The organism is Mesobacillus sp. QJM3NY_10 (genome assembly GCF_056173465.1).
Genome location: NZ_CM149675.1, coordinates 3,005,056 through 3,028,132 on the forward strand (window position 1 = coordinate 3,005,056; position 23,077 = coordinate 3,028,132).

General features: G+C 41.3%; 20 protein-coding genes. 1 reads left to right on the top strand and 19 read right to left on the bottom strand.

What is annotated here, in order from left to right; genetic code table 11:
* Positions 1–208: 208 nt before the first annotated feature.
* The 4 genes from AC0VX7_RS15155 to ilvA all read right to left on the bottom strand — a co-directional run bounded on the left by AC0VX7_RS15155 (position 209) and on the right by ilvA (position 3,236).
* The gene (locus AC0VX7_RS15155; protein WP_215036563.1) at positions 209–460 is read right to left on the bottom strand and encodes a DUF2535 family protein; all 252 of its coding nucleotides are present in this window, start codon (positions 458–460) and stop codon (positions 209–211) included.
* 255 nt (positions 461–715) lie between these two features.
* Positions 716–1,489 (bottom strand): twin-arginine translocase subunit TatC, encoded by a 774-nt coding sequence (gene tatC / locus AC0VX7_RS15160; RefSeq protein ID WP_102263310.1) that lies wholly within the window; start codon positions 1,487–1,489, stop codon positions 716–718.
* Positions 1,490–1,591: 102 nt separating this feature from the next.
* The gene (locus AC0VX7_RS15165; protein WP_023627655.1) at positions 1,592–1,795 is read right to left on the bottom strand and encodes a twin-arginine translocase TatA/TatE family subunit; all 204 of its coding nucleotides are present in this window, start codon (positions 1,793–1,795) and stop codon (positions 1,592–1,594) included.
* A 172-nt stretch (positions 1,796–1,967) separates the two neighbouring features.
* Complete coding sequence (ilvA, locus tag AC0VX7_RS15170; RefSeq protein ID WP_475424910.1) at positions 1,968–3,236, bottom strand: threonine ammonia-lyase IlvA; 1,269 nt, start codon at positions 3,234–3,236, stop codon at positions 1,968–1,970.
* Positions 3,237–3,395: 159 nt separating this feature from the next.
* Between ilvA and AC0VX7_RS15175 the strand changes: the two genes are divergently transcribed.
* Positions 3,396–3,617, top strand: coding sequence for a hypothetical protein (locus tag AC0VX7_RS15175; RefSeq protein WP_215036566.1), 222 nt, complete (start codon positions 3,396–3,398; stop codon positions 3,615–3,617).
* Between the two features lie 269 nt (positions 3,618–3,886).
* Here AC0VX7_RS15175 and AC0VX7_RS15180 read toward each other — a convergent pair whose 3' ends face one another.
* From AC0VX7_RS15180 to AC0VX7_RS15250, 15 genes are all read right to left on the bottom strand, one after another.
* Positions 3,887–4,618 carry a lysophospholipid acyltransferase family protein gene (locus tag AC0VX7_RS15180; protein WP_475424911.1) on the bottom strand — a complete coding sequence of 244 codons (732 nt, stop codon included), beginning with the start codon at positions 4,616–4,618 and terminating at the stop codon, positions 3,887–3,889.
* A 183-nt stretch (positions 4,619–4,801) separates the two neighbouring features.
* Positions 4,802–5,290, bottom strand: a complete 489-nt coding sequence (locus AC0VX7_RS15185; protein WP_475424912.1) for a dihydrofolate reductase — start codon at positions 5,288–5,290, stop codon at positions 4,802–4,804.
* Positions 5,287–6,081 carry a thymidylate synthase gene (locus tag AC0VX7_RS15190; protein WP_475424913.1) on the bottom strand — a complete coding sequence of 265 codons (795 nt, stop codon included), beginning with the start codon at positions 6,079–6,081 and terminating at the stop codon, positions 5,287–5,289. Before AC0VX7_RS15190 ends, AC0VX7_RS15185 begins: the two co-directional genes overlap by 4 nt.
* 157 nt (positions 6,082–6,238) lie before the next feature.
* Positions 6,239–6,940, bottom strand: coding sequence for an anthrax toxin lethal factor-related metalloendopeptidase (locus AC0VX7_RS15195; protein WP_215036570.1), 702 nt, complete (start codon positions 6,938–6,940; stop codon positions 6,239–6,241).
* A 223-nt stretch (positions 6,941–7,163) separates the two neighbouring features.
* Entirely contained in the window at positions 7,164–8,267 is a 1,104-nt protein-coding gene (locus tag AC0VX7_RS15200) for a toxic anion resistance protein (RefSeq protein WP_475428169.1), read from the bottom strand.
* A 4-nt stretch (positions 8,268–8,271) separates the two neighbouring features.
* Positions 8,272–9,909, bottom strand: coding sequence for a YceG family protein (locus AC0VX7_RS15205; RefSeq protein WP_475424914.1), 1,638 nt, complete (start codon positions 9,907–9,909; stop codon positions 8,272–8,274).
* A 541-nt stretch (positions 9,910–10,450) separates the two neighbouring features.
* On the bottom strand, positions 10,451–11,239 hold the full coding sequence (locus tag AC0VX7_RS15210; protein ID WP_475424915.1) for a TerC family protein: 789 nt from the start codon (positions 11,237–11,239) through the stop codon (positions 10,451–10,453).
* Positions 11,240–11,414: 175 nt separating this feature from the next.
* Positions 11,415–11,996, bottom strand: a complete 582-nt coding sequence (locus AC0VX7_RS15215) for a YpjP family protein (protein WP_475424916.1) — start codon at positions 11,994–11,996, stop codon at positions 11,415–11,417.
* A gap of 422 nt (positions 11,997–12,418) precedes the next feature.
* Complete coding sequence (locus AC0VX7_RS15220) at positions 12,419–13,195, bottom strand: class I SAM-dependent methyltransferase (RefSeq protein ID WP_475424917.1); 777 nt, start codon at positions 13,193–13,195, stop codon at positions 12,419–12,421.
* A gap of 494 nt (positions 13,196–13,689) precedes the next feature.
* A complete protein-coding gene (locus AC0VX7_RS15225) occupies positions 13,690–14,124 on the bottom strand; it encodes a BrxA/BrxB family bacilliredoxin (protein ID WP_475424918.1) in 435 nt (144 codons plus the stop codon).
* An 82-nt stretch (positions 14,125–14,206) separates the two neighbouring features.
* Positions 14,207–15,919 (bottom strand): dihydroxy-acid dehydratase, encoded by a 1,713-nt coding sequence (gene ilvD, locus AC0VX7_RS15230; RefSeq protein WP_475424919.1) that lies wholly within the window; start codon positions 15,917–15,919, stop codon positions 14,207–14,209.
* Positions 15,920–16,108: 189 nt separating this feature from the next.
* Positions 16,109–17,236, bottom strand: a complete 1,128-nt coding sequence (locus AC0VX7_RS15235) for a conserved virulence factor C family protein (RefSeq protein WP_475424920.1) — start codon at positions 17,234–17,236, stop codon at positions 16,109–16,111.
* 203 nt (positions 17,237–17,439) lie between these two features.
* On the bottom strand, positions 17,440–20,205 hold the full coding sequence (locus AC0VX7_RS15240; protein WP_475424921.1) for a tetratricopeptide repeat protein: 2,766 nt from the start codon (positions 20,203–20,205) through the stop codon (positions 17,440–17,442).
* A gap of 318 nt (positions 20,206–20,523) precedes the next feature.
* Positions 20,524–22,407, bottom strand: coding sequence for an ABC-F family ATP-binding cassette domain-containing protein (locus AC0VX7_RS15245; protein WP_475424922.1), 1,884 nt, complete (start codon positions 22,405–22,407; stop codon positions 20,524–20,526).
* Complete coding sequence (locus AC0VX7_RS15250) at positions 22,404–23,048, bottom strand: HD domain-containing protein (RefSeq protein ID WP_475424923.1); 645 nt, start codon at positions 23,046–23,048, stop codon at positions 22,404–22,406. Before AC0VX7_RS15250 ends, AC0VX7_RS15245 begins: the two co-directional genes overlap by 4 nt.
* Positions 23,049–23,077: the final 29 nt, after the last annotated feature.

Here is a 23,077-nt window from a genome sequence, read left to right on the forward strand (position 1 = left end):
AAATTCACATCCCTATCAAAACACTAGATTATGACTATTATACCTATTCTGAAATGCAAATAAAAATATTTTCATTCATTCTTGTAATTTGTCTTAGAATGCTAGTATTTTAGTAACTATAGAAATACATCCGGATTGGCTAGGCTATAAATTAACTCCGTAAAAAAGAACAAAAGCGCCCTTTTCGAGGCGCTTCAAAAATGAATCATCAGGCGTTATTTTTCAACTCAGCCGATTTGAATAACTGCTCATAATCCGGCCACTTCATAACTCTTTTTAAATAGTCTTTAAACGAATAAAACTTTTTTGCGTTTCTTTCCTGATAGATCGCTGTTATAAAAGTTTGCAAACGGACTTGGATCATAAAATAATAGGTGCTCTCTTCTTCCAACACAGGAATATCCACGACTTTAACCTTCTGTCCAACAACATTTTTGAACTCTAGGCTTTTGAATAACAAAATATCAATCCTCTTTTATACCCGTTTGAATATATTATACCCTAAATCCTGGTCGAAATGTGTCTGTTTACGGAGATAATAATATTTTTTTTATGATTTTTTTTGATTCCAGATAACGTATTAATCTTCATGATTTTCAAATATTCAATAGGGCTTAAAGAAATGATTCTGTTTTGATTACAAAAAAACGTGTGGAAATTCCACACGTTTGAATGACTGTTTATACTTGTTTTGAATCTTGATCCATATCCTTTATTACAAGGATGATTCCTCTTCGCTATCCTCGTCCATATCCCCGTATTGCTCTTGCCATTCTTTTTCCTTCTTGAGCTTCCGTTTGTAAACAAATTTGGACAAGTTTACGCTGATTTCATACAAAACCAGAAGCGGAATCGTAACCAGGATATCTGACATGAAATCAGGCGGTGAAATGATGACTGAAATCACAATCAATATAAAGTAAGCATACTTTCTGACCTTAACCAGGACGTAAGGATTAATGACTCCCAGCGAAGTCAAAAACATGACGACAACCGGCAATTCGAACAGTACTCCAAATGGAAGGGTCATATTCATGATGAACTTGAAATACTTTTCCGCCGTAAAGTTCGTTACAAGCATATCCCCGCTAAGTTCCACGAGGAAATTCAGAACCGTCGGAAAAATCACAAAGTAGCCAAAAGCAAGACCAACGATGAATAGTATGAATAACGCCGGGATATACGAAAGTGATATTTTCCTTTCAATCGGCCTGAGTGCTGGTTTGACAAAAAGCCAAATCTGTGTGGCCAATACAGGAATCGTACCAGCAATCGCGATGATGGTGGCAAGCATGAAGTAAATCCATACGATATCACTTGGACCTAAGACTATTAACTTTACGTCCAAATCCCGGACAAAAAAGTTATATATATCTTTAACATAGAAGAAGCCTATGCCAAAGAAAATAATGAAAGCTACAGCCGAGATGATCAGCCTGTTCCGCAGCTCATCGAGATGATCCACCAGATTTAATTCTTTATCGTCCATATAACAATCCCCTGCCAATTCCGTTTGGTGCATTTCTTGAATAAAGCCTGTCATTTACAAGCCTTTTAAGAAAAAAGGTGTAAGACAAAAGCATCTTACACCTTATTTAGTAACTTTCGTAATTTCCTTCTTTTCTTCTTCAAAATCTTCCATGACGTCGCTTGTCAATTCACGAGTTGATTTCTTGAATTCACGAAGCGTCTGTCCAAATGCACGTCCGATCTCTGGAAGCTTCTTTGGTCCAAAGATAATTAGGGCTAAGACAAGGATTAAGATTAATCCAGGAACTCCGATGTTTGATAACATATCAACATCTCCTTTTTCAAATTGTAAATCTACTATGATTATAGTACTTTTACTCCCCTAAGTGGAGGAATCCCGTGAAAGTTCATAAGAAATTCACAAAGGTCTACGTAATCTAACTAAGTGTGACATTTCTTATTCTATAACATCTATCCTTAATTATCTATTATTAATATTATACCAGTAAATTAAACAACTGATTGTCCTTATTCAATTCCATGAAGGCGAAACCCTTATTCTCCATACTGGCGATCAGTCTCTGGTAATCATGCTTACTCTTTAATTCAATTCCGACAAGAGCGGGCCCGCTTTCTTTATTATTTTTCTTTGTGTACTCAAACCTGGTGATGTCATCCCCAGGCCCAAGTACATCATCAAGGAATTCACGCAACGCCCCTGCACGCTGTGGAAAATTGACAATAAAGTAATGCAGCAAACCTTCATGGAGCAGCGACCTTTCCTTAATCTCCTGCATCCTGCTGATATCATTGTTGCCTCCGCTTACGACACATACAACTGACTTTCCTTTTATCTCATCACCGAGAAGGTCCAGGGCAGCAATCGGCAAGGCTCCTGCCGGCTCAGTTACAATTGCATGCTCATTATACAGTTCAAGAATAGATGAACACACTTTCCCTTCTGGAACGGCAACTAGTCTATCTACATTATCCTTGCAAATTTCATATGTCTTACTGCCAACACATTTTACAGCTGCTCCATCTACGAATGTATCGATTTCCTTTAGGGGAATAACACTATTATGGTCAAAAGCAGCCCTCATGGAGGCTGCACCGCTAGGCTCAACTCCAACTAGCCTGGTGGTCGGTGATACGCTTTTTATATATGTACTCAACCCTGCCATCAAGCCACCGCCACCAATACTAGCGATGATATAGTCAACAGAATCCTGACAATCATTCAAGATCTCCACCGCAACGGTTCCCTGTCCGGCAATAACTTTTTCATCATCGAATGGGTGGATGAATTCCCTTCCTTCTTTTTCAGCACATTCCCGCGCCTCCCGGTAAGAATCATCGAAGGTATCACCGACCAGGATGATGTCGACGAACTCTCTCCCGAACATTTCGACCTGGCTGATTTTTTGGCCAGGCGTTGTCGCCGGCATAAAAATTTTTCCGTTCACTCCAAGCTGCCGGCAAGCATATGCTACACCTTGAGCATGATTGCCGGCACTCGCGCAAACCACTCCATTATCAAGCCCTTCTTCCCACAATAACTTCATTGAATAATAAGCGCCCCTCAGCTTGAAAGAGCGGACATGCTGTAGATCCTCACGCTTCAAATAAATATCAGCTTCATATTTTTCAGATAATCGCTGGTTCAATTGCAATGGAGTGTGGGCAACAATCTCTTTAAGATGCCGATAAGCAATAAGGATATCCTCTACACTCACCCATTTTTTCTTCACTGTTTTTTGTTCCATTTTTGTCACCCTCACTTTGCAAAATATTAATTTTTCCATTATAGCATGAAATATCATTATGTATTGAATTTTTTAAATATTTAAAATTTTAGGCTTTCATGTTGAATAGAATGGTAGTAAAATAACATATAATAACGAAAATACGCTGGAGGGAATGAAATGGAATTTTCATTAAACAGTTATGACGGAGCTTTACCGGTAGAGGTCACACTTGATGAGGATAACGGCCGCTACATGATTCGCAAAAGTGATACAAGCGGAGAGTACTTCAATAGTCCGCTGGAAATGGTAAAGTGGATTCGCGACAACTTAAAACCAGATGATTTTTGCATACCCGCAGAATTCACCCAAATGATGAAAAGCCTGGCACAATTCGAATAACCACTCCATAACCTCATCCAGCCATTTTCTAAAAATGAACAGCCCCTGCGACAAGCAGGGGCTGTTGACATTTTAATGAAGGCTGTTTTCGTAAAGATTGTTGTTAAAATCCTAAAGCCGATTTTAACTTAATATTAGGCATTTTGCAGGTCGGTATTAAATTTGCATACTTCTTTCATAAAAGAGTCAACTTTACGAAACAATAGGTCATTCAATCCTAATTTGTAGTCAATAGCAACAAAGTTTGAGAAAAGAGCCTTAAAGGATGATTATGAAGCTATCCTTTTTTCATTACGGGATTGAAGGATCGTATCCCTTATTTCTTCAGCAAGGAAAATCAATTCTTTATCCTTATATTGCCGGCTGTATACCGGGGGACTTATGATCACTTGTATTTTAGCAGGTTTGACAAGACGGCCATTTTTTTCAAATACATCAGCCGTGCCTTGGATTGAAATCGGCACGATCGGAACACCAGAATCTTTCGCAAGACGGAAGCCTCCTGCTTTAAAAAGGCCTACAGGACCACCTTTGCTTCTCGTTCCTTCCGGAAAAATCACAAGTGAATTCCCTTTCTTTAAAAGCTCCACTCCTGACATAATTGATCCAGCAGCTTTGTCACGATTCTTCCGGTCAATAAAGACGCAATCAATGGCTTCCATCCAGGAAGATAAAACCGGGACCTTCTTCACTTCAATTTTTGAAATGAACCCAAAAGGTTTTTCAATGGCACTTATAAGTACAGGTATGTCAAAGTTACCCTCATGGTTACTGGCAAACAGCACCGGACCTTCAGGTATATGATGAAGTCCTTCTACCTCTACCTGCGATCCTGTCAGTGCCATGAATGTTTTCGCCCACTTTTTTGGTGTATCATGAATCAGTTGCTTTTTAATATCTGGTTTTAAATCTTCAGGCAATCTTTTTAATCTGGATAGTCTGGGTATGGTGTAAACAAGATAGCCACCCATGTACAAAAAACACGCAATCAATCGAAGCATTGGATCCTCCTAATGTTATTCTGTTGTCATTATAAGGGATTAGATCAATTAAGACTATATTCTTCAATTAATTTATTGAGGATCACTTCGGAAAATTTATTTATATCAGGTCTCGAATGTCGAAATTCAACAAATGTGAAAACAGCATCATAGAAAAAGCAGTCCAATTCTGGACTGCTTTCATTACTTCCTCTTATAAATCAAAAACTCATAATCATAGGGATTTTTTCCATCCTTGAGTCCGATTTCCCTTGACTCAAGCCCCCATTTATCAATGTCGAACACTGGGAAAAACGTATCTCCTTCAAACTGATGATGGATCATCGTAAGGTACAGCTTGTCTGCATGCTGAAGGACTTCTTTGAATATTTCCGCACCGCCTATGACGAAAATTTCTTCAGATTTGTTCTCAGCGGCATAGGCTAACATTTCCTCAATTGAATGCATCACTGTACAGCCCTCTGGATCGTAATTATCATCACGAGTAATAACGATATTTTCTCTACCTGGGAGAGGTTTTCCAATCGATTCATATGTTTTCCTTCCCATGACAATCGGATGTCCCATCGTCACACGCTTAAAGAACTTCAGGTCCTCTGGAAGCCTCCAGGGGAGCTGGTTATGGTATCCGATGACTCGGTTTTCATCCATTGCCCAAATTAGTGATATCATACACTGACAACCCCTTTGATATGCGGATGCGCTTCATAATTAACCAACTCGAAGTCTTCATATTTAAAATCAAATATTGATTTGACTTCAGGGTTGATTTTCAATTGTGGCAATGCCTTAGGATCCCGGGTAAGCTGCAGTTTAACCTGCTCCACGTGGTTCGAGTAAATATGAGTATCCCCGAAAGTATGAACGAACTCACCAGGCTCAAGATCGCAGACATGAGCGACCATTAAGGTCAGTAAAGCATAGGAAGCGATGTTGAATGGCACGCCTAGGAACACATCAGCCGATCTTTGGTACAGCTGGCAGGAAAGCTTGCCATCAGCTACATAAAACTGAAACATGCAATGACATGGAGGCAAGGCCATTTTATCGATTTCAGCCACATTCCAGGCATTGACAATCATCCTTCTCGAATCAGGATTAGTTTTGATTGTATGGATCAACTCTGAAATCTGGTCTACCGTTTCTCCATTTGCACCTGTCCATGAACGCCACTGGCTGCCATAGACCGGGCCCAATTCTCCATTTTCATCTGCCCATTCATTCCAGATGCGCACCCCATTTTCCTGCAGGTATTTCACATTTGTATCGCCATTCAGGAACCATAGAAGTTCATGGATGATTGATTTTAAGTGGAGTTTTTTGGTTGTTAGCAGCGGAAATCCATCCTGGAGATTAAAGCGCATTTGATAGCCGAAAGTACTGATGGTGCCAGTACCTGTCCGATCCTCTTTTTTTACACCAGTATTCAAGACATGTTCGCAAAGTTCTAGATATTGTTTCATGAATTTCCCTGCCCTTCAAAACGTTCGATTTCTTTTTCTTATTTTAGCAAATAAATCAATAATGGTGGAAGGATATACCCTTATTTTGAATTCTCTTATTACTTTGCTATGGGATTCCGTATTTCCTGCCATGATACACTAGAATAGCAAAAAAGGCCTACTTAAGGCCTTCGATATATTGATAGGTTTGCGGCGCAGCTTCCTTAAGCAGTTTTGCCGACAGTCCGCCAATATAGAACATCGCAAAGCTTTCGGCAAAGTATTCCTCAGGATAATCAAGGAAATAGGCACGGCCTGGGAAGAGCAGCCTGCTTTCATGCTTCCAGATTTTCAAGAATCTTTCTTCATGCCTGATTCCGTCATAAACATGGCGGTCAAGAGAATGTGCGAGTTCATGCAATTCCAGGTTTACAGATCCATGGCCCTTCCCTTTCTCACTGCTGCCAATTTTCACAAGAACGGTCCTTGAACCTCCAATCCCTGGGACCTGATCCCACGTCTTTTCAGATGTATATCCTCGCGGAACAATCCCCTTCAAGTGGCTGGCACTTGGATTATCCGTCAATCTGCCTTCAAATAACTTCACTTTAATATTGCTGTCTACCGCTTTAAGTATCATGCTTTCAGGAAGGAGCATAAGCCTGTTAATAATCTGCGCTGCTTCTCCTTGATCAAAGTCCTTTTCTGGGAGGACAATCAACTTACCGGCAAGAAGGACGTTTTCCGGCTGCAGGGATTCATATAATAAGGATTGTTTAGGATATTCATATAGAAAAATGCCGTCCATATTGGCATTGGAACTGCCAAGCAGTGATAAGGAAAGTACGATAACAACGAATATTTGAAAAATCCTTCGCATTTATTATCCCCTTTCCTGAAGTGTATTTTCGAAGATATATCAAAAGTTGATGGAATGTAATTTCGAGGGAAATTGTCTATAGTATTCTATTAAATTATAACATATGATCGCTTGCCTGCTGGCTGAGAAATTCAGGAAGGTGGCAAAGAATTCCCCTGCATTGTGGGGATTAAAAAAACTCATCCATTCAATATTTGGATGAGTCACTCTGGTTTTGACACAGCTATTGCTGCTTACTATTCTTATATTTTTTTTGCAGGTCTTGCAAACATTGCTTGCCTTCTTCACGCAGGCGCTTGTTTTCTTCCTCAATGGCCTTAGTTTCCTTCATCCCCTTAAGGATAATTTGAAAGGATTCTTCAATCGTCTCAATCTTGATGCCTGGTGTACCTGATAGCCGGGCAATATCAACACTTTGACCGGCAATACTCCTGGCATTCCTGATCATCACTTCATTGGTACGCCGGTCGAGCTCTTTCATTGATTCTGCCACCAGCTTTTGTCTCTTTGCTGCAACAGCCTGTATTAAGCCATTCTTAAAAATTGGTATGGTCGTGACAAATGCCGAGTTTATTTTGCCAATCAGCCTGGCATTCCCTCGCTGAAGCAGCTTTATTTGAGGTCCAGTCTGCAATGCAACCACTTTCGCCATTCCAAGGTCATAGATTCTTTGTTCAAGAAGCTCAACTGCATTGCGAAGTGAATCTAGTTCCATTGATGACATTTGATCACCATTCAAAGCGTCTTGTTCAAGTTGCGAAAGCTTTGTTGTTTTCAATTCATTCAGCTTCATTTCTGCAGCCACCACATATTTTTCAAGTGTCAGGTAATATTGATGGTTCTGTTCATACATGCGTTCAAGCATGGACGTCATTTCTGTCATCTCACTCTGGTATTTTGAGATTTTCACATATACCTGTTCTATCTCTTTTCCCATAGACTGGTATTTGCTATAGAGCCTATCAAGCATATTTTCGCTTCTCTTGAATAGCCTGCTAATCAGTCCACCAGAAGCTTTTTCAAAATCCTTTTTGTCAAACCGATCCATGATCTTGCCAAGCTGCTTGAGTAACTGTCCTGAATCCTCTACATTGTTCGTCCGCATTACGCCAAGGATTTGATCAGAGAAGAGGGAAACTTCAACAGCTGGTTCCTTTCCGTATTCGAGAATTTTGATGATATCGTGTTCATCAATGCTCCGTGCCAGACTCTGCACCTCAGGCTCATTCCTCAATGCCAACTTTATATCGGAAACCGTCGCTTTACTCAACTGTTCCTTCAAATTTTCAATTGAAGAGCTGGCATTTTGACCATGAATAGGATTTATCAACTTAATCTCTCCTTAGGATTTTTAAGAAGCCCTGAAAAATCACTTTTTTTAATGCGGAAGGTTCCTTTAGCTCTTGTTCAAATACAACATCCTCCAGCCAGTGGGATACGAATGCGCCTTTATCGATGTATTTTTCTATGTCATTGTGACCAGCTGGGTTATAAATCACCAAATCAACACCTAATTGATTTAATAGCAGCAGTAACGCAGCATCTGGCCTGGTCAGCGATCCATTGAGTTGATTATTAAAAACGATCAACTTAGGCACGTTCTGGGAGTAATCAAATTTCTGAAGCATTTTTAAAATAAATTCCGGAATCTGCATCGCCTGGTTGAACAAATATACCTTTACATCGTCCTCTTTCTCACTATTCCGAGGCTTCAGTTTCGGTGTAGCACATATATTTCTGATTGCTGAAGCAAGGCCTTTCTGCAGGCCAGAAGGCAAGTGGTTATACTTCCAATAATGGGCACCTGTCATTTTTTCCGGATTGAGCAGCCCGTCATTGTCCAAAGACTTACGATAATGAAATCGGAAGTCATTGTTAGTACCAGGAGAAAATGGCAAACTTTTAACGAGATAGGTATTTTCCTGCATAATTAATCCATGGAGGCGGTTCCAATACTCACGACGATTACTTGTGACGCCATTAATTTTTGCAAACAAGGCAGGAATCTTAACCGTTCTGTTCTCCACTTCAAAATATGGTCTGATCATCGCCTTTTCCCTGGAAACGATAAACAATTCGTCATATGTTGTCTTCAAGGTAATGGCTTTAGGTGCGTAATCTCTCAACTGCCATGGTTTATAAAAAACCGTTCCCTCATAGTTTAGGATATTTTCAATTTCCTTAGATGCCCGGTATGCCACTGTAGTGGTCTGCATACTCTTTTCAAGTGGAAATGGCATTGGAACGCCTGTCTCCGGAAAGATATGGACAAATGTTTTCACCCTATCAAGCACGGTTATGGCTAATACGTCATTTCCCGCCGGTGTGAAAGTAACCAGATCACACCCAAGTTCAATCAGAAAGTATAACAGATACTGATGGCTTTTCCTGTAGTTTCCGTACCATAGAAAGGCAGGCATACCCTCCTCAGGATTCGCTTTCTTTAAATGGTGATTCAGGTGGTGGAAGATCCAACCTATAACATCGTTAAGAACAGAGATGAACTCCTTGCTCGCCAGTCCACCTTTCTCATTTCTTAAATACAGTTCGATCATTTTAATTAATGCTTCCTTTATCTGTCTATTTATCAGGAAGTTTTCTGATGTGGGCAGTAAATTTTCTTGATGCAGGAGTGCCACAAATTGTTTTGTTGACAACTGTTGTTTATCGCTAATTTCGGTTATTTTCTGGTTTGATTTTACATGTGCGTGGTCAATTGATTTATTCAGTAAAAGATCACTCAACAAGATTAGTCCATTGGAGTGAACATAGTCATACAATTGGTTATAATACTCACCTTCATCATGAGGAATGCCAATAAAACTGGCATTGACTTGGCCGATATGCAGGATAGTACCATCTTTTTTGTAGAATGGTCTCTCACTTGCCGGAGTAGTTAACAGCTCCAACCAGTTGTCATATGTAACAGGCAATGGATATATTATTAATTTGTTCATTGGCGAATACATAGAATCACTTCCCGCTGAAGACGATAAACTAAAATGAATGATTTAAATTGTCTGATTATACTAATTATCATAACATATATAATGAAACATCTTTTAGGCTTGTAATAGCAGTACGGACCACATTATCAAAAGTTTCAAGAAAGTTCATAAATCCTGAATTTCACCTTTATCCATGTCCATGCATATAGATGAATACTTAAACCTGGAAGGTGAATTCACATGCGATTTATTTTTAAAAGAGAGCCTATTGAGGATTTGCGGTTGGAGTTGCGGAAGGTCATCCAGGCAATGTGTTCAGGTCATCTTGTTTTAGTTGATCTATTATTCTATTCACTTATTTTCACCGTCTTAATCATTCCGGCAGCCTCTCCTTTACTCCACTTCACAGGCACCTTTTTACTCATATATGTATCATTTGCCTGCATATTCTTGTTTGTCAGGAGGTCAGTAAGAGAAAGCACCGATTATCACGATAAGTAGACTTTATGTTCAATTAGGAAAATAAAAAAAGGAACAGACCTGTATCCGTTCCTGGGTTCCTTTATTGGACATTCTTTTGCTGCTCACTTGCACCAGCTTTTTTCTTGTTCTTGTAGTGGACGACAAACGTTGCCGTAAAAGTAATCAGCAACAGAATAAAGAAATGGGCATGTTCTATATGGATGCCAAAGACGCCAGCCAACATTTTTGTTGATATGATAAAAATCAGGATATAGGCAGTCGTCTCAAGTTCAGGGATCTTTTCAATCAATCTAAGGAATATCCCCGCAACTCCTCGCATCATCAGAACACCCAGCATACCGCCAAGAAGCAGGACCCACACTTCCTCGCTGATGCCCAAAGCCGCAAGGACACTGTCCACTGAGAACGCAATATCCATTAATTCCACTGCGGCAACCGTACCCCAGAATGTACCAAACAACCGGATCAGCAGGCCGCTCTGGTTGATTCCTGCTACTTCCTCGTTATCTTGACTCTCCCCTTTTTTCTTCTCGATAAAGTATTTAATTGCCAGCCAGGCCAGATAACCAGCACCGAGTACTTTCACCCACCAGAACTCAATTAAATAAACACCTATCCCAATTGCGATGAACCTGAACGCATATGCGCCCAGTAATCCATAGAACAACGCTCTTTTCCTCTGTTTATCCGGCAAGTGTTTTACCATCACTGCCAGCACCAGGGCGTTATCAGCAGATAAAAGCCCTTCGAGGATGACGAGCGTTCCGATGAGACCCCAACTGACAGGATCCGTTAAAACCTCGACCCACATATCCCAATTGAAAAACTGGACATAAGTATCAACAAACCCTTGTAGTATGTCTGCCATTCTAGATGTTCCTCCCATTTTTTTGGTTCTTAGGAATTGTATAGAAAAACCCAGCATAAGCCGGGCTTCTATAAAAACTTATTTCGTTTTCCTCAATTTAAGTCCTAAATCAGCCAAAATAAATGAGATTCATGCTTGTTTTATTGTTCAACACAGCAGTTTCTGAGGGTAATCCTCAACTTTTCCATTTAGGCGGAGTATTTTTCGCCCAGAAAATTCTCCCGAGCTTATAATGTGTCTGGAAGTTATCATGATAAGTGTGATAATGGAAATTAAACCAGAAACCATCCTTCGGCGGCTGGTCCCTTCTGACGTGAAACCGGATAATATCCTTCCCATTATCCCCGATTATGTGGAATATCTTTTCAGACTCCCCACCACCAGGTATTTCCGTGATCCGGAGAGAATTCAGCTTTTCTCCGGGATACTGGAAAGCTACCATTTCGATCGCCTTTTCAATGTTTGGCAAAATAGTTTGCCTGAATTCATCCTCAATCACAGGACCAATTTTTGCACCGAACTTCTGGAAAGATTGTTGTTCGGCTTCCATCATTGTCCTGTGTACGAACATCTCCCTTTCCGCTTCCTCATCTAAGGGAACATCGAGCGAATCAACGAAACTTGTTTCAGCAGCGGTCGATTTTTCAGATCTTTCTGTTGTAGTTGTCAGAAACCCATTCACCTGAGCAGGAGACACCATTCCAAAGGTAACCATGGAGATCACGACAACAAGCGATTTGCGCAGCCATGCGGGCATGTGGATCACATCCTTATGTAAATAGGAATAATTATCTGTGAAAATATCAATCTGTCTAAGTTAAATATATACATGTGTAGTAATAACCTGAATTGGTCATAATAAAATTAATATACTTAGTATTATTATAACTTGTTTATACGTAAAATTGGGCAAAGGGTTTCAGATTTTTCAAAAATGGTAATAAGGAAATATTAGAGGCTTTAATTGAAGTTAAAAAGGGAGGTCATAAGTATGGAGTGGGTCGCTGTTACAGTCAGCCTAATTACGCTTGCTTATTTTGTCTATTTGGCAATTGCGGATTAAATAGGAAATGAATGAACGGACAGTAATCATCTCTTTTTTCCGTCACGAAAAATATTTCTCCTGACTATTTCAATAATAGGCGAGTTTGTTACATAGAAAAAGGATGAGGGCTGGCCTCATTCTTTTTCTATGACACCAAAATGGAATTTTGAAGTTTTTCTTCTGTATACTTCGAAGCCAAAATTATCAAATCGGCTGCTTCTGAAATGGTCTTTCAGCACTACTCGCTTCCTGGCAACACGGTATGCATGTTCAATGACCTCTTGCGAGAGTCCATCGTATACAGCGAAGTGGGTCAGTCCCCTGATTCCATCTGACTCTAATATCGATTCATCGAACATCGGGTCAAAATAAACACAATCTACGCTGTTATCTTCATGCGACTTGAGGAACTCCACTGAATACCCTTGCAGCACTTGTATTTTTTCCATAGCCTTATCAATGGCTTCAAATCCTGAATCCCATGCTTTGAGTCCTGTTTTGACTAAATATGCGAGTTCCGGCTTTGCTTCTATTCCTGTGACAGAACCTGACTCACCTACGACAAAGCTTGCTACGATACTATCTGATCCAAGACCGAGGGAACAGTCAAGAAAACTCATCCCTTCCTCCAATTTTGCTGCACCTATGAGAGGATCACTTTCCCCTTTCATTAATCTTTTGATTCGGAACATAGCGGAATTCGGGTGAAAAAAGAAAGGTTCTGAAGCTCCCAGCGGAAAAAGCTCAAGCCGGTCTTTGCCAACTACCAGGCAGTCATCCTTCACGATTTCCTGAATTGCCGCTACTGACCTCTTTTTCCTTGGTACGAAATCCACTTTGAGTTCAAAGGCTATACCTCTTGCTTTAGTTGTCATATTCTCATTTGTCCTGCCTGCTGTGGTCACAAACAAACCTAACACCCCTGACACTGTTTCGGATAGAACAAAAAGCGCAAGCGCCTTGTTTAGCCCCGACAAGCGCTGCCCGACTATAACGCCACATCCTGTGGCAGTCGGGTCTGCACGTCCTGTGCCTCAGAGGTCCTGCCAGTGAAGTCGTTCTTTGACTTCATTGGCAGGACTGAAATCGAAAAGTATAGCCGACTGCCCAGAAACGCAGAAACTGGAGACTCCGACAAAGAAGCGCTTTTTGCTTCTGCCGGCGGAGTTGAAGTTTCGGAGTTTCTAGGAGGCGACACTAGACAAGCGACTCGAGGGGCTAGGCGCTGGAGCTAGATTAAGAATACTACATGTATTTATCCAAAACCAAATAATTTTTATAGCTTCCTGAACGACAAAGAAAAGGACGCCCGTAGACATCCTTTTCGAACTTTTGCTTTTTGTTATAAATATAATACACTTAAAAGTTGTCCATTAATCTTCCCTTTGTTGAAACCAACAAGTGACTAGCAATGTGAATCAAAGGCGGATGTTAAGTTATCCATGATTGCTTCCATTGGCTGTCCTTCGATATCATGCCGAGGAATGAAATGAACAACTTCTTTGCCTTTCAATAAAGCCATTGAAGGTGAAGATGGCTCAAGATCTGTAAAGTACTCACGCATTTTTGCAGTTGCTTCCTTTTCCTGGCCAGCAAACACAGTCACAAGATGATCTGGTTTCTTCTCATTTCTTAAAATTGCTTGAGTCGCTGACGGACGAGCGAGACCAGCAGCACAACCACAAACTGAGTTTACTACGACAAGCGTTGTTCCTTCTGCATTTTCCATGTAAGCTTCAACTTCATCCGCGGTAAGCAATTCCTTGAAACCGGCACGTGTCAATTCCTCACGCATCGGCTTTACCATTTGTCTCATATATTCTTCATATGCCATTGACATAAATAATTCCCTCCCAAACGATAGTTTGCAGTGTTAGCATACTATATTATTTATACCAAACGCAATAAAAGAACGTCTTACTCTAGGAGTGTACAGACTCCTGGACTGTTTTCCCTACGAAAAAATCCGTTACAGCGCCTTTGGACGAGCAGGATACAAGTCTGGCGTATTTCGCCAGTGCTCCTCTTGTAGGAAGTGATGGCGGTGTCCATTTTTGTTTGCGGGCAGCCAGCTCTTCCTCACTTAAGGCAACCGAGATCAGCCGCTGTTCACTATCAACAGTGATCATATCCCCATCTTTTATCAGGGCTATTGGACCGCCAACCTGTGCTTCAGGGGCAATGTGGCCAATAACCAGACCGTGGCTCCCCCCGGAGAATCTTCCATCTGTCAGCAATGCGACACTTTCTCCAAGACCTTTACCAACAAGTATCGCTGATAAGCTCAGCATTTCTGGCATTCCTGGTCCGCCTTTTGGTCCCTCATAACGGATCACCAATACATCTCCAGCGACAATTTCATCAGACATTACTGCTTTGGACGCCGACTCCTCATCATTAAAAACCTTTGCAGGACCCGTCATGGTTTTGACCTTCAAGCCCGAAACTTTCGCTACGGCGCCGTCTGGTGCAAGATTTCCTTTTAAGACAACTAGTGGGCCGTCCTTTCTAAAAGGCTGATGTGCAGGTCGGATTACTTTTTGGCCAGGTTTTAAGTCAGGAAAATCCATAAGGTTCTCTTCTATTGTTTTTCCCGTAACTGTGAGGCAATTACCGTGAAGCATTCCCTCTTTTAAAAGCAGTTTCATGACTGCCGGAACCCCGCCAGCCTCAAAAAGGTCTTGCATGACATATTTACCGCTTGGCTTTAAGTCAGCGAGATGAGGTACCCTTTCCTGGATTCTGTTGAAATCATCCAGTGTCAGGTCGACTTCAGCAGCATGGGCGATAGCCATTAAATGCAGGACCGCATTTGTGGAACCGCCAAGAGCCATAACGACCGTAATCGCATTTTCAAAAGCCTCCTTCGTTAAAATCTGTCTTGGGCGGATGTCTTGCTCCAGCATCTGATAGACCACTTCTCCCGCCTTATAGCAATCCTCTCGCTTTTCGTCTGTTTCTGCTGGATGTGATGAACTTCCCGGCATGCTCATTCCGAGCGCCTCGATTGCGCTGGCCATTGTATTGGCTGTGTACATCCCTCCACAGGAACCGGATCCTGGGCAAGCATGACATTCAATCTTATGAAGCTGTTCATCTCCGATTGCACCCTTATTATACTGGCCAACCCCTTCGAACGCTGATACTATGTCAATATCCTTGTCATCAAGCTTGCCAGGCTTGATTGTACCTCCATAAACAAAAACAGAAGGAAGGTCCATTCTGGCAATTGCCATCATACAGCCAGGCATATTTTTATCACAGCCGCCAATTGCGACGAACCCATCAAGACTTTCCCCCTGGACCACTGTTTCTATTGAATCAGCGATTAAGTCGCGGCTCGGAAGTGAATAGCGCATTCCGTCTGTTCCCATCGATATTCCATCTGATACAGTGATCGTGTTGAAAATCAGGGGAGCGCCACCTGCCGCCCGAGCACCCTCTTTCGCTTTCACTGCCAGCTTATCTATATGTATATTACAAGGCGTCACCTCACTCCAGGTACTCGCAATCCCAATCATCGGCTTTCTGAAATCATCGTCACTGAATCCAACCGCCCGAAGCATGGCCCTGTTCGGCGCCTTTCTGGCATCATCGCTGAATACATGGCTCTTGATTCTTAAATCTTTCTCCATTCAATATCCCTCCCGATTTTTTATTCACTACAATAACTCTTTTTCGGGACAAATACAATCATTATCTAAATATTTTAATTATTACAAATAAGTAAGCGGATACATTTTCAAATTACCAAGTGAACATCATTTTATTAAAAAAACACTCTGGACGTATAACTTAAGATCCAGAGTGTCTTGATAATTTTTTTATTGTTTTCTGGCTTCCGTCATCTGTTTCCAGACAGAGCCTTTTGCTTCCTCGCCATGCTCAATACGGGCAATCGCCAGTTTCACCTGCATGCTAACTTCGAATTCAGAATCATCTTGCGCGTCCTTTAATGAAGGCAGTGCTCTTTCATCCCCAATTTCGTACAGGAACATAGCGGCCCTCCAGCGGACAAGCTTACTTGAGTCCTTAAGCGCCTCCATCATTTCATCCATTGCTTCTGAAAAACCAAGGTCAGATAAGCAGTCACCTGCTGTCCTGCGAACAGTAACCGTTTTGTCATTCAAAGCTTTGTACAGCAATGGCAGTACCTCTTTGTCCTCAATCATTCCCAAATATACAGTGGCCAAGCGGCGAATGGAAGCTTTCTCATCTTGTAAAGCTTTTTCAAGCACCGGCAAGTCTTCAATAGTTGGATCTTCCATTTGCTCAAGCAACTGGTACCTTATCCGCCAATCCGGATTCTCCAAGTCGGCTTCTGTTACCCTGATTTTTTTCTTTGCTGCTTTGATCTGTGCTTCCTGACCAGGATTCTTAGCAAGCTTCACAAGCTCCTCCAGCCTCTCAGGAGGATATGCCGCTAAAAGCTCTTCCACTACATCATTTCCTACCTGTTCGAAATCTCCGTAACGGACTCCGAGTTCCTTCCACCGGCGGACCATCACAACATTATCCTCCGGAGTCTGTACCTCACCTACTTTTGTCACGAATGATTCTGGCAGTCCAAACCGCTTCTCTTCGGTGCCGTCGGTAAGTTTCACCTGCATAGGAATTCCTTTATAAACTTGCACAAGAACTTTTACTTCCCCAAAATGCTCATTGATTTCAGGTGCATCATCTGGTTCTTCTGCATCTTCTCCGAACGCCTTCCTCACCTCAGGAAGGATTACTTTCCAGTCATATTTTGCATTTCTTTCAACTGCAAGGAAATCAGCAACATGGTAAACCCCTTTTACACCTTCAATATCCAGTATGTTTAACACGACTTCAGGTGCCCCGGCCGCTGAGTCCTTTTTATAATTATTACTCTTGCCCATAGGAAGTTCTTCATCCAGATTGATCTTCATCGTATTCGGGCTTGGCGTTGGTTCAATTGATACAATTTTCACATTCCCACCCCTTTATATTTTTCAGGAATGATGCCATTTTAACATAGTGGAGAATAGATAGCATTTCGAAGCCACTAAATACATTCCCTTAAGCTTGACTGAAGTTCTAATAGGTTTTTCAGCTTATATGGCAAGGAATTTATACTCGCGAATAAAAAAGCAGTTTATATTCAGCAAAGAAAGAAACCACTATAACAAATGTTTTAGTGGCTGGTTAATTCAATATTTTTAATAGCTTTGTTGAGTTTATCGATTTTAGAAAGTGCGGTCTTAGAATTGGGCGATTTTTTCAGGCTCGACTGGAAACATGTTATTGCCTTATGGTAACTTTCTATTGCCTGTTTTTGATCACCTGTTTCCATAAAGAAATCACCCATTTCAGTTTGAATTTTACCTCTGCTGTTAAAAGCATAAATATATTCAGGTGAATGGACAAACACCTCATCACTTTTTTGCAATGCGGTTTGGTATGCTTCCAATGCCAATGAATAATTTTTTTGTTTTCTGTGCAATTTTCCCAGAGTCCTAAATGCAGATGCGATTCTATTTCGTGAACCTCCTTGTTTTTCAGACAGCTCAAGAACTTTTTCAAACGAACGGATTGCGAGATTGAATGATTCCATAGCTTCATCGAACAAGCCCATATCTATATTTAGATCAAGCAAATCTACAGCTGCATGTCCGAGCATTTCATGGACATCAACAAAATCCGGGGCAGTTTGGACAACATTCTTATAAATATTTATAGCTCTTGTGAAGTTTGTCAGTTTTTCATTTGCCATATCCATTAGCGGCAAAGCCTCAGCGAGTCGCTTATAAGCAAGTCCCTGATTGGCAAGCACCCTGAGATACTGTTCCATTTCTTTATCCTTTAATGCAAGGTCATATGCTGAAATTGACTCATGGAAATGAGAATAATCATGGTTTTCTTGTTCAACTTCATCATGTTCTAGTTCACCTAGCTTTTCATGAATCTGACCCTTAACAGCATAAATAGATGAGGTACCACGGCCTAAACTGATTACTTTTACGCATTTCTCTAATGCCAATTCATAATATAGCTTTGCTTTATCATAACGTGATAATAATTTATACAATTTACCCAGACGTGTATAAATCAGAGCGGTTTCCTCAAATACCTCTGTTTCATCCGGATATCTCTTTTCGAGGATTTCGGAGGCTTCCAGATAGGCGCTGATCGCTTTATTGTACTCATTTGTATTTCTGTATAAATCAGCTAGATTATGTTTAATATCAGCTATAGATCGATAAATATCACTATGGATATCCAGTTTTCCAGAAAGTATCCCAGTTTCATAAAGAATTAAAGCACGCTTACTGTGCTCTTCTGCTAAAGTATACTGTCCCTTTAAGGTGTATAATTCTCCAAGTATATGGTTCAATAACGCACCACTTTTATAACCTGTGGTCTCGTCTTCTAAAAGAGATGAAAGCTCTTGTATAATAACTGACCATTCACCCTCATTTATTAATAGAGATGAATAATTCGATATCCACTCGAATAACTCTGCTTCCTCCAGGATGTTTTTTCCATGATATAGACCTTCCGCAAAAGCCCTGCTAAATTCAACAGCACTATGTTCCTTGTTTAACCACTTAGTGTAATACTGAAATAAAAATCTATGTACCCGATCGAAGAGGGTTGGGGATGTACTCAGCACTTGATCGCAAAGTCCTTCCCTCATCAACTTATGCATCGACCAATATCCATCTTGTTCTGATTCGCTGATAAATGAAAAATTGCAAAGTTCCTGGTATGCGGTGGTCGGATAAAAAGTTTGGAATTCCTCAATTAACTCACAGAACAAATCTTCAGACCAGAATCTAGTGATCGATAGCACCTTTAATGTTTCTTTCTCAGACCTGTCCAAATACTTTAAGAAACGTTGCAATACCTGATCTGGTCTTTTCGAAAAATCATTTATTGCAGGAGTTCTTTTTCTAGAGACAAGTTGATATGTATCGACCATTAAATCAAGGTAATACGGCAAGCCTTCACTACCCTGAATAATTTTTTGTTGGATGCTTTGATCAGTGATTCCGCAAGAATTCAAGAAGCTCATACAATCCGTTGGAGATAACTCTCCCATCAAATGTTGTTCGACAATACTCTCCCATTCAGGATCCAGCTTATCCCACGTAATTTTCTCCCGTCCACAGATTACGTTCAGCACTGCAACTTCTTCAAATTGGAGGATAAACTCTCTTATCCATTCATCCTTGTCGTTAACCGACCCAATTGTCCGCTCACTTTCCCATAGAGCCTCATACGTATCCAGATAGAATACAGCTTTTCGTCCAGTTTGTTTCAACCATTCTATTAGGTCACTCGCCCAATAGACTAATAGCATTTCCTCGATATCCTTTGGATGCATATCCTTTAAATCGCCGAGAATATCTTTTCCTGATTTAGTCCACCATTGCAGGATTTCCTTGTATTGTGCTAATCCATCAATTAGCTTGATAGTTTTTGGAATCCATTGTACAACCGGAATATTTTCCAACTGAGTAATCAGTTCGCCAACAAAATTCCCTTCTTCTAAAAAAGGGATTGTTTTTCGTTCGGATTTCAAGGATTGCTGCGGCCTCATTCTGCTCCAATACACGGCATAGGCTAGGTCAAAGGTAGTGAACTTGATCCCGTATTCATTTACAAGCTGTTGTCGGAACCATATAAGTGCTTCTGCTGGTTCCCTATGCTTCACTTCCCTAAAATCGATTGAAGCCTTTATTGCACCCCCATCTATAGTGTTTGTGAGTGATACCAGTTCTTTTAAGAGTCTTGTTTTTCCTATGCCTCCAACTCCGTAGAAGACAAGTACTTTATATTGGCTTTCGGTTAGTGAATCAATCGCCTTTCTAAATGATAGCTTCGGCTCCTCCCTATCTGTAAATTGTCGTGAAGCTGTTTCTTTCAACTGCCTGATTGAACGTTTTGGTTTTAACATTTTTCCCCCATCAATGAAGATTGATTTTTTTTATATACTATTCTATAAATAGTTCTTATTTCCTCTTTCGATACTCCTATTCCCGGAACATAGTTAAGGGTCGTTATTAGCCCCAGAACAAAAAGCGTAAGCCCTCGTTCAGCTCCGACAAGCGCTGGAGGGCCGACCAGTGAAGTCGTTCTTCGACTTCATGGGGCGGACCGAAGCGAGTCGAGGGGCTAGGCGCTGGAGCTGGATTAAGAAAACCCATATAGTTATCCACATTGATATTATTTTATACGCTAGTAAATAAAAAAATAAGACCTGGAATCCCAGGTCTTATTCGTTTTCGGCGAGCTCGGATAAATAGCTCCACCTTTCAATTAGATACTCTAGCTGCTCATTCAACTCTTTCTCTTCATTTACCAGAGCCTCACCCTTTTCAAAATCACTCCCGATACTGGCCATTTCCCCCTGCACTTCCTCAAGGCGGGCTTCTGTACCAGCAATCTTATCTTCAATTTCTGCCCATTCTTTTTGCTCCTTGAAGCTCAGTTTCTTTTTCTTCGGTTTTTCTGTCTGCACTACCTTTTCCTTCTTTGGCACCGAAGGAGCAGATTCAAGTTTCGGCCGCTTTTCAAGGTACTCTGAGTAATTGCCGTAATGCAGGTCTGTCTGTCCATTGCCTTCCAGTACAAGCAGCAAATCGACGACCTTATCAAGGAAGTAACGGTCATGGGATACCGAGATGACGACACCAGGGAAGTCTTCCAGGTAATCTTCCAATACAGTTAATGTCTGTGTATCCAAATCATTGGTTGGCTCATCCAGCAGCAGGACGTTTGGTTCTTCCATTAACAGCTTTAACAAATAGAGTCTGCGCTTTTCGCCTCCGGAAAGCTTCCTGATTGGAGTTCCATGTGCATAAGGCGGGAACAGGAATCTCTCGAGCATTTGTGCAGCCGAAATTGTCTTGCCATCAGTAGTTTGGACGATTTCTGCCGTTTCTTTCAGGTATTCAATCACCCGCTTACTTTCGTCCATATCTTCATTTTCTTGAGTATAGTAAGCGATTTTCACGGTTTGTCCGGTGATGATTTCACCGTCATCAAGCATGATCCTGCCTGCGAGAATATTCAGCAAAGTCGATTTCCCTGTCCCATTTCGACCGATGATTCCCAGCCTGTCCCCAGGTTTCACAAGAAGATTGAAGTGATCCAGAATCACTTTATCTTCGTATTTTTTGGTTGCATCCTTTAATTCAAGCACCTGTTTGCCCAGCCTGCTGCCACTCAAAGAGATGTCGAGTTTTTCAGAAGACTTCACATTTGACACTTCATCATCCAGTTTGTCAAAACGCTGGATACGTGCCTTCTGCTTAGTTGTCCTCGCCTTAGCCCCGCGCCTGATCCACTCGAGTTCCTGTCTGAACAAATTCTTCTTCTTTTCAAGTGTTGCGGCTTCGTTCTCCTCTCGCATCGCCTTGGCTTCGAGGAAACTGGCATAGTTGCCTTTATAGCTATAAAGATTTCCACCATCAAGTTCAAAAATCCTGTTCGTTACTCTGTCAAGGAAATAACGGTCATGGGTAACGAGCAGAAGTGATCCCGAATATCTGGATAGATAATCTTCAAGCCATTTTACTGTCTCATAATCAAGATGGTTCGTGGGCTCATCAAGAATCAGCAAATCTGGGGATTCAATCAAAACCTGAGCGAGTGCGACACGTTTTTTCTGGCCGCCGGATAGCTCCCCCATTTTTTTTGTGAAGTCAGAAATCCCAAGCTGCATGAGTATGGATTTGGCGGCAGTATTCGCATCCCAGCCATCAGAACTATCCATTCTCCGCTGCAAGTCATAAAATCTTTCCTGAAGTCCTGGATCATCAGGGTTTTTGCCCAATTCAGAGAGAATAATCTCATAATCTCTCATCAGCTTCAAGATAGGAGCGTCACCGCTGAAAACCTGATCAAGAACCGTTTTGTCATGTTCCATTTCAGGCTGTTGGGATAAAAATGAAATTTTATAGTCTTTCGCAAAGATAATATCCCCTGAATCAGCCTGGTCGATGCCTGCCACAATTTTAAGCAAAGAAGATTTTCCTGTTCCATTTACACCGAGTAAACCGACTCTTTCACGCTCGCCGATTGTAAAAGAAATCCCATTAAAAAGCTCTTTTTCTCCGTATGTTTTCGTCACGTTTTCAATCGTGATCATTTTCATGCCTTACCATTCCATTCACTGTAAAATTGATCTAGGAAAGTCTCCATGAAATTGTGTCTTTCCTCAGCAAGTTGTCTCGCTTGCTCCGTATTCATTTTATCTTTAAGCTTCAATAGCTTCTCGTAGAAATGATTGACCGAAGAACTGTCGCCATTCCTGTATTCTTCTAGCGTCATTTTTCCCCTGACATTAAGGTCAGGCTCGTAAATCGGATGGCCTTTCTTTCCGCCGAAGGCAAACGTCCTTGCAATCCCGATCGCACCAAGGGCATCCAGGCGGTCAGCATCCTGGACAATTTCTGCTTCAATACTTTCAAGCTCAATCACCCTGCCGCCTTTAAAGGAAACTGTTTCGATACAACCCTTTATCCTTGATGAGATTTCGCTATCTAACTGTATGCTTTGTAAAAATGAATCTAGTTTCATCCATCCGGCTTCTTCCGATTCATTCAATTTATCATCTGGAATGTCGTGGAGCAAGGCGGCCATTTCAATGATGAACCAGTCACCCTGCTGAACTTTGCTCCATATCAGTCTGGCGTTCTTCCTGACTCTGTCAATATGGTGCCAGTCATGTCCCGAAGAATCCTTGCCATGCTCAGTTTTAACAAACTCCTCAGCCATTGCTATTTTATCTCTCATATCATGCACCTACTTTCCTACCGAACTCA